Origin of the sequence: Aeromonas sp., assembly GCF_051657805.1 — a bacterium.
Taxonomy (GTDB): Bacteria; Pseudomonadota; Gammaproteobacteria; order Enterobacterales; family Aeromonadaceae; genus Aeromonas.
On sequence record NZ_JBOFLJ010000055.1, the window covers coordinates 28,588 to 43,554 of the forward strand.

14 protein-coding genes are annotated in these 14,967 nt (G+C 62.5%); 9 read left to right on the top strand and 5 right to left on the bottom strand.

The features are described from left to right. Nucleotides 1–193 precede the first annotated feature (193 nt). From lexA to dinF, 4 genes are all read left to right on the top strand, one after another. Nucleotides 194–820 carry a transcriptional repressor LexA gene (lexA, locus tag ACRCYW_RS16255; protein ID WP_438551079.1) on the top strand — a complete coding sequence of 209 codons (627 nt, stop codon included), beginning with the start codon at nucleotides 194–196 and terminating at the stop codon, nucleotides 818–820. 371 nt (nucleotides 821–1,191) lie between these two features. Continuing rightward, nucleotides 1,192–1,482, top strand: coding sequence for a hypothetical protein (locus ACRCYW_RS16260; RefSeq protein WP_438551080.1), 291 nt, complete (start codon nucleotides 1,192–1,194; stop codon nucleotides 1,480–1,482). A gap of 227 nt (nucleotides 1,483–1,709) precedes the next feature. Then, complete coding sequence (locus ACRCYW_RS16265) at nucleotides 1,710–2,336, top strand: SCO family protein (protein WP_438551081.1); 627 nt, start codon at nucleotides 1,710–1,712, stop codon at nucleotides 2,334–2,336. Between the two features lie 22 nt (nucleotides 2,337–2,358). Continuing rightward, nucleotides 2,359–3,729, top strand: a complete 1,371-nt coding sequence (gene dinF, locus ACRCYW_RS16270) for an MATE family efflux transporter DinF (protein ID WP_438551082.1) — start codon at nucleotides 2,359–2,361, stop codon at nucleotides 3,727–3,729. A gap of 77 nt (nucleotides 3,730–3,806) precedes the next feature. Here dinF and trmL read toward each other — a convergent pair whose 3' ends face one another. The 3 genes from trmL to ACRCYW_RS16285 all read right to left on the bottom strand — a co-directional run bounded on the left by trmL (nucleotide 3,807) and on the right by ACRCYW_RS16285 (nucleotide 6,385). After that, nucleotides 3,807–4,271 (bottom strand): tRNA (uridine(34)/cytosine(34)/5-carboxymethylaminomethyluridine(34)-2'-O)-methyltransferase TrmL, encoded by a 465-nt coding sequence (gene trmL, locus ACRCYW_RS16275; protein WP_438551083.1) that lies wholly within the window; start codon nucleotides 4,269–4,271, stop codon nucleotides 3,807–3,809. A gap of 69 nt (nucleotides 4,272–4,340) precedes the next feature. After that, nucleotides 4,341–5,696, bottom strand: coding sequence for an ATP-binding protein (locus ACRCYW_RS16280; protein ID WP_438551084.1), 1,356 nt, complete (start codon nucleotides 5,694–5,696; stop codon nucleotides 4,341–4,343). Then, a complete protein-coding gene (locus ACRCYW_RS16285) occupies nucleotides 5,693–6,385 on the bottom strand; it encodes a response regulator (protein ID WP_438551085.1) in 693 nt (230 codons plus the stop codon). The genes ACRCYW_RS16280 and ACRCYW_RS16285 overlap by 4 nt, the downstream gene beginning before the upstream one ends. 86 nt (nucleotides 6,386–6,471) lie before the next feature. Here ACRCYW_RS16285 and fieF point away from each other — a divergent pair, with 86 nt between their 5' ends. The 4 genes from fieF to ACRCYW_RS16305 all read left to right on the top strand — a co-directional run bounded on the left by fieF (nucleotide 6,472) and on the right by ACRCYW_RS16305 (nucleotide 9,910). Further along, nucleotides 6,472–7,383: a cation efflux pump FieF gene (fieF, locus tag ACRCYW_RS16290; RefSeq protein WP_438551086.1), complete on the top strand. Its 912-nt coding sequence runs from the start codon at nucleotides 6,472–6,474 to the stop codon at nucleotides 7,381–7,383. 8 nt (nucleotides 7,384–7,391) lie between these two features. Next, nucleotides 7,392–8,171, top strand: a complete 780-nt coding sequence (gene cysE, locus ACRCYW_RS16295) for a serine O-acetyltransferase (protein WP_438551087.1) — start codon at nucleotides 7,392–7,394, stop codon at nucleotides 8,169–8,171. Beyond that, nucleotides 8,172–9,452 carry a hypothetical protein gene (locus ACRCYW_RS16300; RefSeq protein ID WP_438551088.1) on the top strand — a complete coding sequence of 427 codons (1,281 nt, stop codon included), beginning with the start codon at nucleotides 8,172–8,174 and terminating at the stop codon, nucleotides 9,450–9,452. 248 nt (nucleotides 9,453–9,700) lie between these two features. Continuing rightward, nucleotides 9,701–9,910, top strand: coding sequence for a cell division protein ZapB (locus ACRCYW_RS16305; protein WP_349920353.1), 210 nt, complete (start codon nucleotides 9,701–9,703; stop codon nucleotides 9,908–9,910). Between the two features lie 164 nt (nucleotides 9,911–10,074). Here the strand turns inward: ACRCYW_RS16305 and elbB are convergent, their stop codons facing one another. Continuing rightward, nucleotides 10,075–10,725, bottom strand: a complete 651-nt coding sequence (gene elbB / locus ACRCYW_RS16310) for an isoprenoid biosynthesis glyoxalase ElbB (protein WP_438551089.1) — start codon at nucleotides 10,723–10,725, stop codon at nucleotides 10,075–10,077. Nucleotides 10,726–11,127: 402 nt separating this feature from the next. On the opposite strand from elbB, the gene polA reads away from it, so the two are divergent. Next, a complete protein-coding gene (polA, locus tag ACRCYW_RS16315; protein WP_438551090.1) occupies nucleotides 11,128–13,893 on the top strand; it encodes a DNA polymerase I in 2,766 nt (921 codons plus the stop codon). Between the two features lie 103 nt (nucleotides 13,894–13,996). Here the strand turns inward: polA and ACRCYW_RS16320 are convergent, their stop codons facing one another. Then, nucleotides 13,997–14,539 (bottom strand): gamma carbonic anhydrase family protein, encoded by a 543-nt coding sequence (locus ACRCYW_RS16320; RefSeq protein WP_438551091.1) that lies wholly within the window; start codon nucleotides 14,537–14,539, stop codon nucleotides 13,997–13,999. Nucleotides 14,540–14,967 lie beyond the last annotated feature (428 nt).

Consider the following 14,967-nt stretch of genomic DNA (forward strand, 5'->3'; position numbering starts at 1 on the left):
ATGCGGCGTGAGCATAACAAAACACCGCTGGCTTGTCGCCGAGAGGTAGGATGAGTGGCGGCACAGGATCAAGAATGGGTCATTTGTGGCAATAAGTGCGACGGAGGCGGGACAAATATCAGCAACACCTTGCCTTGGCCCCAGCACTGTATATACTGCCAGTGTGCTGTATAAAAAGACAGGTGCCCATGTTATGAAACCCCTTACTCCCCGCCAGGCTGAAGTGCTGGAGCTTATCAAGGCGAACATGAACGAGACCGGCATGCCGCCGACTCGTGCCGAGATTGCCCAGAAGCTTGGTTTCAAGTCGGCCAATGCGGCCGAGGAACATCTGAAAGCCCTGGCCAAGAAAGGGGTCATCGAGATCATGCCCGGCACCTCCCGCGGCATCCGTCTGCTGCTCGAGGAAGAGGAAGCCCCGGCGGAAGAGAGTGGCCTGCCCCTCATCGGCAAGGTCGCCGCCGGCGAGCCCATACTGGCCCAGGAGCATATCGAGAGCCACTATCAGGTGGATCCCGCCCTTTTCCATCCGCGGGCAGACTTCCTGCTGCGGGTCCAAGGCATGAGCATGAAGAACATCGGCATCATGGACGGGGATCTGCTGGCGGTGCACAAGACCCAGGATGTGCGCAATGGCCAGGTGGTGGTCGCCCGACTCGACGAGGATGTCACCGTCAAACGCTTCCAGCGCAAGGGCAGCCAGGTGTGGCTGCTGCCGGAGAACGAAGAGCTCTCCCCCATCTCGGTGGATCTCGCCAGCCAGCACCTCACCATAGAGGGCCTGGCGGTCGGGGTTATCCGCAACGCCGACTGGATGTGATGCCGGCAGCCATCAAACGGCCTCCTGCGGGAGGCCGTGTCGTTTCTGTGCCTTTCGTTTCCGTTGCCCCTCCTCCTCCCCGTCATTTTTGTTCTCCTCAGACCACGCCACCGCCGCAGGGCCGGCATTTCAGATATATCCTTGGATATGGCTCGCTTCGCGCCGGTGGGCCGAGGGGTCGCCATACCCCGGTTGATAGCCCGAGCGGGCCAGCATAAGGCCGCAGGGATGCAGCACCGATGCCGCTGGGGCGGCGCGGGATAGAAGGGAGAGTCGCTCACCCGAAGCGGCCCATAGCGTCAGTACGTGATCCTGTGTTGTCCCTGGCAAGGGCGCAGATCGACGTAGCCTGTTGCGCAAGGAGGACAGGTATGGCTTCAAGCTCACCATGGGATCCGGGTCCGGACACGGCCCCCGCATCCTCCATCACCCGCTTCATCAAGGGCAGCCGGATGACGTGGTTCTATGCGCTCTGGGTGTACCACAAGGGGAGTGGCTGGACCATCTGGCTAGGGTGTCCCAAGGACAAGATAGTGCGCCTGGTGCGCCTGTTTCGTCGCCATCACGACATCGGCTTGCCGGATGCACCCTGGACAGCTCCTGTCGTCCCTCTGCATGCCGTCGTCAGGCGTCCCCAGGTGCGGCAGCGGTGGCGGCCCTGAGTGCCCGTCACCCGTTTGTTCCTGGCCCCACCTTGTGTGGGGCTTCTGTTTCTTGGGCACATGCCAGCCTGGCAGGGGCAAGGACGACCGGCTGCCAGCCCAGACGAGGTCGGGTCTTGCGAGGTATTCAGACCCCGGAGTAGCCAGAAACAGGGGCAGGCAGGTTACAATAACCCTTCATTTGGCCCGATCCTCTGGCTGATACCCCTGGCAAGGCTCAATTTTATATGGTCAAACCCCGTTACCCCCTGTTTTTCATGCTGTTGGTGGTTAGCATCATGGTCGTTTATTACTGGACCAGGCCTGCCCAGCCGGAGCAGGCCGACTACTATCCGGCGGGGCGGGACATCAATCCCTTCACCCTGACCGACGGGGATGGCAAGCCCTTTACCCAGGCCAGCCTGGTGGGGCACTGGACCTTCCTGTTTCTCGGCTACACCTATTGCCCGGACATCTGCCCGACCACGCTGGCGGAGATGCGCTCCGCCTACCCCGAGCTGAAAAAGATCGCTCCCAGCAGCCAGGTGGTCTTCGTCTCGGCGGATCCCAAGCGCGATGACAGCGCCCGCCTCAAAAACTACACCGCCTTCTTCCAGCCCGAGTTCAAGGCGGCAACGGCTCCTCACCGGAACTTGTTCCCCTTCATTCGCAACCTGGGGCTCGTCTATTCCATCGTGGAACACGGCGATAAGGGCTACCTGATAGACCATTCGGCTTCCATCGTGCTGATCGACCCCGCGGGCAAGCTGGTGGCCGTGTTCCGTCCCAAGACGGGGCCCGGTCTGGTGCCCCAGGTGTCGATGGATGGGATGGTGTCCGACTTTGCCAAGATAGTGCGGCTGGCGGACGAGTGAATCCTCAATTGGTCTTCTGCTCATGCTGATCCCACCCTGGTTGCGCGACCCCAGGCGCCATAGGGCCGTGTTTGCCCTGGCCCTGCCCATGGTGTTCTCGAACGTCACCACCCCTCTGTTGGGGCTGGTGGATACCTGGGTGATAGGGCACCTCGGCCAGGCCTGGTTCCTCGGCGGCGTCTCGGTGGGGGCGACCCTCATCAATCTCATCTTCTGGCTGCTTGGCTTCCTGCGCATGTCCACCACTGGCCTGACCGCCCAGGCCCATGGCGCCGCCAGTGCCGAGGGGCAACTGGATACATTGGCGCGGGCGCTCGGCCTAGCGGTCGGCCTCGGCGCCGCGCTCCTGCTGCTGTTGTTGCCCTTTTTGCCGGCGCTCATAGCGCTGAGTGGTGGCTCGCCCGAGGTACAGTTCTACGCCAACGAATACGTGTCTATCCGGATCTGGAACGCCCCGGCGGCCCTGTGCAACCTGGTCATCATGGGCTGGTTGCTGGGCATGCAGGATGCCCGCAGTCCCATGCTGCTGCTGATCTTCAGCAACCTGGTCAACATGGTGCTGGATGCCTGGTTCGTGCTGGGGCTGGGCTGGCAGGTCAAGGGGGTCGCCAGCGCCACCCTGCTGGCAGATTACTGCGCGCTTGGGCTCGGGCTCTGGCTGGTGAGTCGCCGTCTGCGTCACCTGTCGGCCGAGGTGTGGCACGGCGCCTGGCGGCGCTGGCGGCAGTGGCCCGCGCTGCGGCGGCTGCTCGGCCTGAATCGGGACATCTTCATCCGCTCCCTCTGTCTGCAACTCTGCTTCGCCTTCATGACCCTGCAGGGGGCGCGGCTCGGGGACGTGGCGGTGGCCGCCAATGCGGTGCTGCTCAACTTCCTGATGCTCATCTCCTACGGGCTGGATGGCTTTGCCTACGCGGTGGAGGCCATGGTGGGGCGCGCCATCGGACGGCGGGACAGGCAGGGGCTGCGGGAGGCCATCGCCCTTAACCTGGGCTGGGCCGGACTGATCGCCCTGGGCTTCACCCTGGCGTTTGCCCTGGGGGGCGGATTGCTCATCGCCCATATCACCGACATCCCGGCGGTGATCGCCGAGGCGAACCGCCAGCTGCCCTGGCTGGTGGCCATGCCGCTGCTGGCGGTCTGGTGCTATCTGCTGGATGGGGTCTTCATCGGGGCGACCCGGGCACGGGAGATGCGAAACAGCATGCTGGTGGCGGTGTTCGCCGGTTTCTTCCCCATCTGGTGGCTGTGTCAGGCGTGGGGTGTGGCAGCCCTGTGGGCCGCCATGGCGGCCCTGATGACGGGGCGTGGGCTGACCCTGGGCTGGCTATGCTGGCGCCTGGAGCGTGATGGCCGTCTGCTGGAGCAGGCGAGGCCGGAGCCATCAGCCTGACCGTTCAGCCGACATGAACGGTTAGCCTGGAGGGTTGCGATAGCCAGCCCTGATTGCAGGCACCTGGCACGAGCGGATCAGAGGGCGCCCTGATAATCGAACTGGCGCCAGCTCTCATAGACGAACACCGAGACTGCGTTGGCCAGGTTCATGCTGCGACTCTGGGGCAGCATGGGGATGCGCAGGCGCTGCTCGAACGGCAGGCTCTCGATGATCTCCGCCGGCAGGCCGCGGCTCTCGGGCCCGAACAGCAGGGCATCCCCCAGGGCGAAGCGGACCGCCGAGTGAGCGGTGCGTCCCTTGGTGGTGCAGGCAAAGACCCGGGTCGGCGCCACCGCCGCCAGAAACGCCTCATAGCTCGGCCAGCGCTTCACTTCGGCAAACTCGTGGTAGTCGAGCCCGGCCCGCTTCACCCGCTTGTCGTCCCACTCGAATCCCAGCGGCTCTATCAGGTGCAACCGGTAACCCGTGTTGGCACAGAGACGGATGATGTTGCCGGTATTGGGGGGGATTTCCGGCTGGTAGAGCACGATGTCGAGCATGGCGGGGTCCTGAGGGACGGGATAAGGGGCGCCAGCATACCCAGCGCCCGCCGTGATGAAAAGGGATTGTCACGCCATGGGCAGGCGTACGGTGATGACCAGGCCGTTCGGCTGGTTGTTGCTGGCCCGGATGGTGCCGCCGTGGCGCGCTATGGCCTCGGCGGCGATGGCGAGCCCGAGCCCGGTCCCGCCCGTCTTGGCATTGCGGGCGTCATCCACCCGGAAGAAGGGCAGGAACAGCTGCTCCTGCTGCTCCACCGGCACGCCGGGGCCGTCATCCCGGATGGTCATCACCCACTCCCGCCCTTCCCGATACCAGTCCACCTTGATGAACTCCCGCGCATATTTGAGGGCGTTGCGCAGCGGATTCTCCAGGGCCCGCGCCAATAGCTCCGGCCACATGCGGATGGACTCCGCCGGCAGGGGCGGCAGCCGCAGCTGCTTGCCGTTCTGGTTCGCCTCGAACATGGCGTCGTCCAGGATGGGCTCCAGCAGATCCGCCAGGGGGAGCACCACGGGGGCCTCCACGTGCTGCTGCACCCGGGAGAGATCCAGCAGATCGCCGATCAGCTTGTCGAGTCGGGCGATCTCGGCCTCGATCCTGGCCAGCTCGCTGCTGTCCCCCTGCTTGCGGCGGATCAGCGCCTGGGCCAGCTGGATGCGGGTAAGGGGGCTGCGCAGCTCGTGGGAGATGTCGGAGAGCAGCTGTTTCTGCTTCTGGATCATGCGCTTGAGGGTATCCACCATGTGGCTGACATGATCCGCGAGCTGGCCGATCTCGTCCCGCCTCCCCAGGTTGGGGATCCGGGTCTCCAGCTTGCCCTCCGCCAGCTGGGAGACGGACTGCTGCAGCTGCAAGATGGGGCGGGTCAATCGCCAGGCCAGCAGCAGGCAGAGCGGGGTGCTGACCAGCATGGCGATGCCGAGGATCTGGATGGGGTGATCCAGGATCTGGATGAACAGGAAGAGGTAGGAGTTCTCGACGTTGAGGCCGAAGTAGACATGGTAGTCCTGGCCGTGATGACGCATCAGGAAGGGGCCGGCGATGGCTCTCTGGTGCTCGCTGCCGAGCATGGGCTTGGCCGGGTTGTCCGAATCCAGCATGAAGCGGATGACGAACTTGCTGAGACGGGTGGTGGACTGCATCTGCCCCTTGGCGTCCCGCAGGTAGACGTTGTCCACCGGCAGCAGGCCGGCGGCATTGATGGCCTGCATCAGGTCGAAGTCCTGGCTCGGCGCTGCCCCCGCCTGCAGCGCCCGCAGGTTGTTGTTCATCCGGGTCACCTCGTGTTCGGGCAGGGGGATGATGTTGCGGGGATCCAGGGTGGGCAATATGACCACGGCGGCCAGCAAAACCAGCAGCATGAACCAGAACCAGAGGAAGATCTGGGTGGAGAGGCCGCCGAAGGATCGAATGGCAGTCATGCCTGCTCCAGCCAGAGATAGCCGCGACCGCGCACCGTCTTGAAGCGGGGCTGGCCATCGGCCCGCTCCGGCAGCTTCTTGCGCAGGTTGCTCAGGTGCATGTCGATGGCACGATCGAAGGGTTCGAGCTTCTTGCCGAGCACCTGTTCGGACAGCAGATTCTTGCTGACGATCTGGCCAGGACTGCGCAGCAGACACTCCAGCAGGCCGAACTCGGTGGCGGTGAGCTCCAGCAGCTCATCGTTGCAACGGGCCTGCTGCAGGCCGGGTTGCAGCACCAGATCCATGAATCTCAACTCGTCCGAGGCGCCGCGCTGGGGGGGCGTGCTCTGGGTGCGGCGTAGTATGGCGCGCACCCTGGCCAGCAGCTCGCGATCGTCGAACGGTTTGGCCAGGTAGTCGTCGGCGCCGGCCTCCAGCCCGTTGACCCTGTCCTGGCTGTCGCCACGGGCGGTCAGCATCAGGACCGGGGTCTCGTAGCGCTTGCGCAGCCGGGTCAGCATGGCGAAGCCGTTGAGCCTCGGCATCATCACATCCAGCAACACCAGATCGAACCTCTGCTCGGCCAGCCGCTGCAGACCCTCTTCCCCGTCCTCGGCCACCGTCACCTCGAACCCTTCCAGGGTGAGGATCTCGGTCAGCAACTGGGTCAGCTCGAGATCGTCGTCGACCAGGAGTATTTTGTTCATCTGGAGTCACTCCGTTGATTTTGAACGTCAAGCTGACGTTCCGGTCAGGGTATAATAGGTTTTTACGCGCCAGAGGAAAGCCGGTTTTGAGCCATCAACAATATTCTCGCTGGGTCACCCTGGCCAGCATGGCGGCGGTCACCGTCGCAACCCTGCTGATCATCGGCAAGCTGGTCGCCTGGCTGATGACGGACTCCTCCAGCCTGCTGGCGTCGCTCACCGACTCCTTCATGGACGTGAGCGCCTCCCTCATCAACCTGTTCGCCATTCGCTACGCCCTGGTACCGGCGGATGACGAGCATCGCTTCGGGCACGGCAAGGCGGAGTCCCTGGCGGGGCTCATCCAGTCGGCCTTCATCTCGGGCTCGGCCCTGCTGCTGATGATGCACGGCATCTCTTCCCTGCTCAATCAGGCACCGGTGCAGCGGCTGGAGGCCGGTCTCTGGGTCAGCGGCGGTTCCATCCTGCTGACCCTGCTGCTGGTCAGCTTCCAGCGCTGGGTGGTACAACGCACCCAGAGCGTGGCCATCAAGGCCGACATGCTGCACTACCGCTCCGATCTGCTGCTCAACGCCGGCGTCTTGCTGGCCCTGGTGCTGGCGGGGCAGGGGTGGTACTGGGCCGACGGTCTGTTTGCCATCCTGATCGGGTTGTTCCTGGTGTGGGGGGCCGCCCAGATCGGCTACGAATCGGTGCAGGCCCTGCTCGATCGTCAGTTGCCAGCGGAAGAACAAGCGAGAATAATGACCCTCTGCTGCGCCGTAGAAGGGGTGCATGGCGTTCACGATCTGCGTACCCGCCAATCCGGGCCGACCCGCTTCGCACAACTGCATCTGGAACTGGATGATCAGCTGCCTCTGGTCAAGGCTCATCAGATAGCCGACGAGGCTGAACTGGCGGTACGCCTGGCGTTTGAGCGAATGGATGTGATCATTCACATGGACCCCATCTCGGTGCTGACAAAAGAACAACAAGGCCCTCACCCTGAACAACAGTAGGCTGTAACATGGACGATCTGGTTGCCAATACCTGGCAAAAAATTCAGCAAGAAGCGCAGTGCATGGCGGCCCAGGAGCCCATGCTGGCCAGCTTCTTCCACTCCACCATCCTCAACCACGGGGATCTGCGATCGGCGCTGAGCTTCCAGCTGGCCAACAAGCTCGACAGCACCACCATGCCGGCCATCGCCCTGCGAGAGGTGATCGAATTGGCCCTGCGCAGCGAGCCCGAGCTGCTGGCCATGGTGGCCGCGGACATCTGCGCCGTGCAGGAGCGCGACCCGGCGGTCGATCTCTTCTCCACCCCGCTGCTCTACCTCAAGGGGTTCCACGCCCTGCAGGGTTACCGGGTCGCCAACTGGCTGTGGCGCCAGGGTCGCCGCTCCCTCGCCCTCTATCTGCAGAACCAGATCTCCGTGGTGTTCGGGGTCGACGTGCACCCGGCCGCGCGGATCGGCAAGGGCATCATGTTCGACCATGCCACCGGCATAGTGGTCGGCGAGACGGCGGTGATCGAGGACGATGTCTCCATCCTGCAGAGCGTGACTCTGGGCGGGACCGGCAAGGAGAGCGGTGATCGTCACCCCAAGATCCGGGAAGGGGTCATGATAGGGGCGGGGGCCAAGGTGCTCGGCAATATCGAGGTCGGCGTGGGCGCCAAGATAGGGGCCGGCAGCGTGGTGATCAATCCCGTGCCTCCCCATACGACGGTGGCCGGGGTGCCCGCCAAGATAGTGGGCCGACCGGAGTGTGACAAACCCTCCTTCGACATGAATCAGAACATCTAGGTGGTCAAGCGCTGGTCAGGCTTCCTGATCCTGGGGATGTGGCTGCTCAATCTGCTGCATCTCTATCTGGGATTCTCCCCCTGGCCGGCAGCCATTGCCGCCTGGGTCGCCTCTTTGCTCACCTGGCCCTGGCTGGTAGGGGCCGCGCGGCGCCAGGCTCTGGCCTTGTATGGAGCTGCGCTTCTGCTGCTGCTCTTCTCCTGGTGGCGCGGCGCCAGCCTGAGCCCGGGCGCCTGGCTGCTGCCCAACATCAACATGCTCACCATGTTTGCCGCCGTCAGTACCCTCAACCTCGCTACCTCCGGCCTGCTGACCGGTTCCCATTCCTGGTCAGGGCGCAAGGGGCTCTGGAGCACCATGGCCACCCTCAACCTGCTGGGGGCCGTCATCAACCTCTCGGTGCTCTTCATCATCGGCGATCGGCTGGAGAAAAACGGCACCCTGGAGCGGCGCCAGGTGATGGTGCTGAGCCGGATCTTCTGCGCCGCCGCCTTCTGGTCCCCCTTCTTCGTCGCCATGGCGGTGGCCCTGACCTATGCCCCCGGTTTGCAACTCTCCAGCATATTGCCGTTCGGCATCATCGCCGCCTTGCTGGCCATGGGGCTGACCGCCTGGCAGGTGGAACGGCTCGGGGTGGCGGGCTTCGCCGGCTATCCGCTGCGACTGCAGACGCTGGGGTTGCCGGTGACCCTGGCATTGCTGGTGCTGCTGGTGCACCAGTTCTGGCCGAGCCTCAGCATACTCGCGGTGATCGCCCTGGTGGCGCCCCTGCTGGCGCTGCTGTTCATGCCACACGCCGGGCGCGGAGCCGCCCTCAAGCGCCAGGTGGTGGAGCGCTTCCCCGCCATCGGCGGCCAGCTGGTGTTGTTCCTGGGGGCCGGCCTGCTGGCGGCGGGCATCAACAGCGCGCTGTCTGTGCTGGATCTCGGGGGTGGCCACGGCTTGCCGCTGTTCAACCACTTCGGCTGGCTGGAGGCCAGCCTGACCCTGCTGCTGATCTTCCTGGTGGCCATCGTAGGCGTGCACCCGCTCATCAGCATCTCCGGACTGGCGCCCCTGCTGTGGCCCCTCTCGCCGGACCCCAGCCTGCTCGGCATGTGCTTCCTGCTGGGCTGGGGGCTCGCTACCGGCACCAGCCCGCTGTCCGGCTCCAACCTGGCGCTGGCATCGCGCTACAACCTGAGCGCCGGCCTCTTGCTGCGCTGGAACCTGCTCTACGGCCTGTTGATGTACGGAGTGGCCTGCCTGCTGATGGGGGGCTTCATCGCCCTGAATGGCTGATGATCGCGGCGGCAAGAGAGGCCGCCCGGCCCCGGGTTTCACCGCGTCGTCGAGCTGCCTCCTTCAGCCCAGCCCGCTGTTCATGCTGCCTGCGAGAAAAATAGACGCATATTTAGGCAATACGGGGATGGAGGGCGCATTTTCCGGCGCACCGTCTTGTTTGTGCCGAGCGCATCGGGGTATGCTCGTCTCACGCGCTTGAATCGCCCGCTTCGGGGCATCGCAATTGAACAAACAGGTATGCACATATGTCACTAGAAGTCCTTGAGCAACTCGAATCCAAAGTCCAATCCGCCGTCGACAACATCTCCCTGCTGAAGATGGAGCTGGACGAGCTGAAAGAGCAGAACAGCAAGCTGCAAGACGAGAACCATCAGCTGCGCAACGAGCACGTTGCATGGCAAGAGCGTCTGCGCGCCCTGCTGGGCAAGATGGATCAGATGGGCGAAGCCATCTAATCCAGCTGCTTCTGCTGGCAAGAATGACAAGGGCCGCTTCATAAGCGGCCCTTTTGTTTTCTGGCAGAATATTGCAGAGGCAGTCGCAGCAGCTTGTGCTATGGCAGCCACGATTGCCGAGCTTGCGCCTGGGCAGGCCAAGTCCCGGAAGCCAGGGGCTGCGATTACAGGGTCAACAGCTGTTTGACCGTTTTCTCGATGCCGTCGGCCGCTTCCACTATGTTCTGGGCCAGCATATAGGCGGGGGTCGAGATCACTTTGCGCTCCTGATCCACCACGAACTCGCTGACCGGGCAGTTGAGATGACTGCCGCCCATGGCTTCGATGGCGTTGGCGGTGCCTTCGTCATTGCCTATGGTGGCCAGGGTGCCGGCACCGTAGATGAGGGGGATCATGGCCGGCGCTATGCAGATGTAGGCCGCCGGCTTGCGCGCCTTGGCGAAGCTCTGGCAGGCCCTGAGTACATCCGGCTGGATCCGGCAGTTCGCGCCCTGGGTGGCGAGATCGCACAGATTCTTGGCGGCGCCGAAGCCACCCGGCAGCAGCAGGGCGTCATAATCGGCTGCATCCAGCTCAGCCACGTCCTTGATCTGTCCGCGGCAGATGCGGGCCGCTTCGACCAGCACATTGCGGCTCTCTCCCTTACTCACCTCACCGGTCAGATGGTTGATGACATGCAGCTGGGGGACGTTCGGCGCGAAGCATTGGACCTGGGCCCCTTGGCGGGCCAGCGCCAGCAGGCTGATGACGGCCTCATGGATCTCGCTCCCGTCGAAGACGCCGCAGCCACTCAAGATCACTGCCACTTTTTTCATGGTGAACTCCTTTATTGATGAAAATGTGAGCCAGGGTAGATTGTTGGTTTTTTGTATGGTTATCCCTTGCCTCTCGCTGGTCAAGTCATCCCGCTGTGCTAGGATTGTTTCGTTTTGGATCCTGCCGTATTGACCCCCTTAAAATTTTTTCCACATTGATCGAGATCATCCTAATGAAATGATGAACTCTAGGTGTGCTTATATCTTATTGTTTTAAAATCGATTTTATATTGTTGAACACAGCTTGATCACTGTGGTATCGGCGAGTCTGCAATTTTGAACACAGAGTTATCCACAGAAAAAGTGCTCGCCCCCGACGCCAAAGCATGCATGCCCGCCACTTGGTGTGGTGCTGGCCCTGTGGCATCCTAGCGACTGTTTATTCTTGGCAGGACTATTTTCATGGCCTCTAGCAATCCCCTCATCCTGGTCGACGGCTCTTCTTATCTCTACCGCGCCTTCTTCGCTTCCCAGCAGGCCGATCTGCGCACATCGACCGGGCTGCCAAGCGGCGCCGTCCGGGTGATGGCGAACATGATGCGCAGCCTGCGCAAGCAGTACCCCGACAGCCACGTGGCCGTGGTGTTCGACGCCAAGGGCAAAACCTTCCGCGACGACATCTACCCCGAATACAAGGCGACCCGTGCCAGCATGCCGGACGATCTGCGCAGCCAGGTCGCCCCCATCCATCAGATGATCAAGGCGATGGGATTCCCCTTCCTGATGGTGGAGGGGGTCGAGGCGGACGACGTGATCGGCACCCTGGCCCGTCAGGCCACCGAGAAGCAGCTGCCCGTGCTTATCAGCACGGGGGACAAGGACATGGCGCAGCTGGTCTCCGACCATGTCACCCTGATCGACACCATGAAGGACGTGACCACGGATCGGGAAGGGGTGATAGAAAAGTTCGGCGTGCCGCCCGAGCTCATCATCGACTACCTGGCCCTGATGGGGGACAAGGTGGACAACATTCCCGGCATGACGGGGGTGGGCGAGAAGACGGCCCTGGCCCTGCTGCAGGGGATAGGCAGCATAGACGAGATCGCCGCCAACCTGGACAAGGTGGCCGCCCTCGGTTTTCGTGGCTCCAAGGCGTTCGCCGACAAGTTCCGCGAGCAGGAAGAGCAGGTGCGCCTCTCTTATCTGCTGGCGACCATCAAGACCGACGTCGAGCTGGAGCAGGAACTGGAACAGTTGCAACTGGGCCCGATCGACAAGGAATCCCTGCTGGCGGTCTACCGCGAGTACGAACTGCGCAACCTGATCAAGGAGCTGGAATCCGGTGATGAAGGGGCCAGCGGTGGCGAGAGTGCGAGTCAGGATGTCTCCGACGAGGACACTCCAGTCGCCGCCATCGAGACCGACTATCGCTGCATCCTGGACGAGGCCGAGTTTGACGACTGGCTGACGCGCCTCAAGGCCGCCCCGCTGTTTGCCTTCGATACCGAGACCACCAGTCTGGATTACATGGAGGCGCGCGTCGTCGGTGTCTCCTTTGCCATCGAACCGGGCAAGGCAGCCTATGTGCCGTTCGGTCACGACTACCTGGGGGCACCGACCCAGCTGAGCGAAGAGCTGGTACTGGGCAAGCTCAAGCCCCTGCTGGAAGATCCTGCTCGTCCAAAGATTGGCCAGAATCTCAAATACGATCGCAACGTGCTGAAAAACCACGGCATCGACCTGCAGGGCATCGCCTACGACACCATGCTCGAGTCCTATGTGCTAAACTCCACCGCCAGCCGCCACGACATGGATTCCCTCGCCAGCAAGTACCTCGGGGTCGAGACCATCTCCTTTGAGGAGATCGCCGGCAAGGGGGCCAAGCAGCTCACCTTCAACCAGATCGAATTGGAGCAGGCGGCCCCCTATGCTGCGGAAGATGCTGACATCACCCTGCGTCTGCACCAGACCCTGTGGGGCAACCTGAGCAAATTGCCGGAGCTTGCCAAGGTATTCACCGAGATCGAGCTGCCCCTGTTGCCGGTGCTGGCCAGAATGGAGCTGATGGGGACCACCATAGAGCCCAAGCTGCTGCATCAGCAGAGCCAGGAGATAGAGGTGCGACTGGGGGAACTGGAGCGCCAGGCCCACGAACTGGCGGGGCAGGAGTTCAACCTCTCGTCCCCCAAGCAGCTCGGCGAGATCCTGTTCGTCAAGCTGGGGTTGCCCATCATCAAGAAGACTCCCAAGGGCGCCCCCTCCACCGCCGAAGAGGTGCTGGCCGAGCTGGCGGAGACCTATGAGCTGCCGCAACTGCTGATGGAGCACCGGGGCCTCGCGAAGCTCAAGTCCACCTATACCGACAAGCTGCCGCTGATGATCAAGCCCCAGACCGGGCGGGTGCACACCTCCTATCATCAGGCGGTGGCGGCGACCGGCCGGCTCTCGTCCACGGATCCTAACCTGCAGAACATCCCGGTGCGCAACGAGCAGGGGCGTCGCATTCGGCAGGCCTTCATCCCGAGCGCCGGCTACAAGCTGGTGGCGGCGGATTACTCCCAGATCGAACTGCGCATCATGGCCCACCTCTCCGGTGACAAGGGCTTGCTGACCGCCTTTGCCGAGGGCAAAGACATTCACAAGGCGACCGCCGCCGAGGTATTCGGCGTCGCGCTGGAGGCGGTCACCACCGACATGCGCCGCAGCGCCAAGGCGATCAACTTCGGCCTCATCTATGGCATGAGCGCCTTCGGTCTCGCCAAGCAGTTGGGGATCGGCCGGGCCGAGGCACAGAAGTACATGGATCTCTACTTCGAGCGCTACCCGGGGGTGTTGGATTACATGGAGCGTACCCGCCAGCAGGCGGAGGCTCAGGGCTACGTCGAGACCCTGTTTGGGCGCCGACTCTACCTGCCGGACATCAAGTCCCGCAACGCCGGCCTGCGCAAGGGCGCGGAGCGGGCGGCGATCAACGCCCCCATGCAGGGCACGGCCGCCGACATCATCAAGCGCGCCATGATTGGCGTCGATGGCTGGATCCAGGGCATCACAGATGGCTCCATCCATATGCTGATGCAGGTGCACGATGAACTGGTGTTCGAGATCCGCGAGGAGAAGCTGGAAGAGTACGTCACCATCATCAAGGAGAAGATGTCGGCCGCAGCCGACCTGCACGTGCCGCTGGTGGTGGAGGCCGGGGTAGGCGACAACTGGGATCAGGCCCACTGATCCCGTCATCCGCGCGGTTGGCCATATCACTGGCCTTATAAAGAGAAGCATAAGCAGAGAAGCCCGGCACGTGCCGGGCTTCTCGTTGTCATCATTCCACCTCTTATTCTACTTCTTGCAGATACTCATCCTTGAGCAGTACATAGTTGTCGGCTGAGGTCTTGAGGAAGGCGAGCTCGGCCGGCTTGAGGGGACGGGCCTGCTTGATGGGGTTGCCCATATAGAGGAAGCCGGACTCCAGTCGCTTGCCGGGCGGTACCAGGCTGCCGGCACCGATCATCACATCATCTTCTACTATCACCCCGTCCAGCAGAATGGCGCCCATGCCGACCAGTACCCTGTCCCCTATGGTGCAACCGTGCAGCATGGCCTTGTGGCCCACGGTGACATCCTCGCCGATCAGCAAGGGATGACCGTTGGGGTTGCTGGCACTCTTGCGACTGAGGTGCAGCACGGTGCCATCCTGCACATTGCTACGAGCGCCGATGCGGATGTGGTTGACGTCCCCCCGTGCCGCCACCAGGGGCCAGATGCTGGCATCGTCGCCGAGCTCGATATCCCCCACCAGGGTGGCACAGGGATCGACATATACTCGCTTGCCCAGTGTCGGGCTTTTTCCTTTGTAGGGTCTCAGTCTCAGGTCCATCTTGGCCTCCTTGTTTTCGGTCATTCTAGCAATTCGGGCCCCCATCTGTGGATAAGTTTGTATAAAAGCTGTGCTTGGCTATGAATAACTAACTAAATGCGGATTTTTGACGATTTATTGCAGTACAGGGGTTGCCAGAAGAATTCAGCTCCCTATAATGCGCCTCCATCGACAGGGCAAGCGGCAACGCAAACAAGCCGGTCGATGCCTCGAAAAGCCTTTGAAAATAAGGCTTGACTCGAGAAGGCGGTTGAGTAGAATGCCACTCCCGCAGCGACGAAACGTTGCAACGCTCTTTAACAATTTGAATCAAGCAATCTGTGTGGGCACTCACAGCATCGAGCATCAAAAACAATTTTTGATTTTCAATGTCTGATGAAGTGACCAACGCAACGAAAGTTGCAGCAGTTAATTCAGCAATTCATTGA

Excerpts from the sequence above, each read along its gene's own strand:
- lexA (WP_438551079.1), top strand. The coding sequence starts at position 194 with ATGAAACCCCTTACTCCCCGCCAGGCTGAAGTGCTGGAGCTTATCAAG.
- ACRCYW_RS16260 (WP_438551080.1), top strand. The coding sequence starts at position 1,192 with ATGGCTTCAAGCTCACCATGGGATCCGGGTCCGGACACGGCCCCCGCA.
- ACRCYW_RS16265 (WP_438551081.1), top strand. The coding sequence starts at position 1,710 with ATGGTCAAACCCCGTTACCCCCTGTTTTTCATGCTGTTGGTGGTTAGC.
- dinF (WP_438551082.1), top strand. The coding sequence starts at position 2,359 with ATGCTGATCCCACCCTGGTTGCGCGACCCCAGGCGCCATAGGGCCGTG.
- trmL (WP_438551083.1), bottom strand. The coding sequence starts at position 4,271 with ATGCTCGACATCGTGCTCTACCAGCCGGAAATCCCCCCCAATACCGGC.
- ACRCYW_RS16280 (WP_438551084.1), bottom strand. The coding sequence starts at position 5,696 with ATGACTGCCATTCGATCCTTCGGCGGCCTCTCCACCCAGATCTTCCTC.
- ACRCYW_RS16285 (WP_438551085.1), bottom strand. The coding sequence starts at position 6,385 with ATGAACAAAATACTCCTGGTCGACGACGATCTCGAGCTGACCCAGTTG.
- cysE (WP_438551087.1), top strand. The coding sequence starts at position 7,392 with ATGGACGATCTGGTTGCCAATACCTGGCAAAAAATTCAGCAAGAAGCG.
- ACRCYW_RS16305 (WP_349920353.1), top strand. The coding sequence starts at position 9,701 with ATGTCACTAGAAGTCCTTGAGCAACTCGAATCCAAAGTCCAATCCGCC.
- elbB (WP_438551089.1), bottom strand. The coding sequence starts at position 10,725 with ATGAAAAAAGTGGCAGTGATCTTGAGTGGCTGCGGCGTCTTCGACGGG.
- polA (WP_438551090.1), top strand. The coding sequence starts at position 11,128 with ATGGCCTCTAGCAATCCCCTCATCCTGGTCGACGGCTCTTCTTATCTC.
- ACRCYW_RS16320 (WP_438551091.1), bottom strand. The coding sequence starts at position 14,539 with ATGGACCTGAGACTGAGACCCTACAAAGGAAAAAGCCCGACACTGGGC.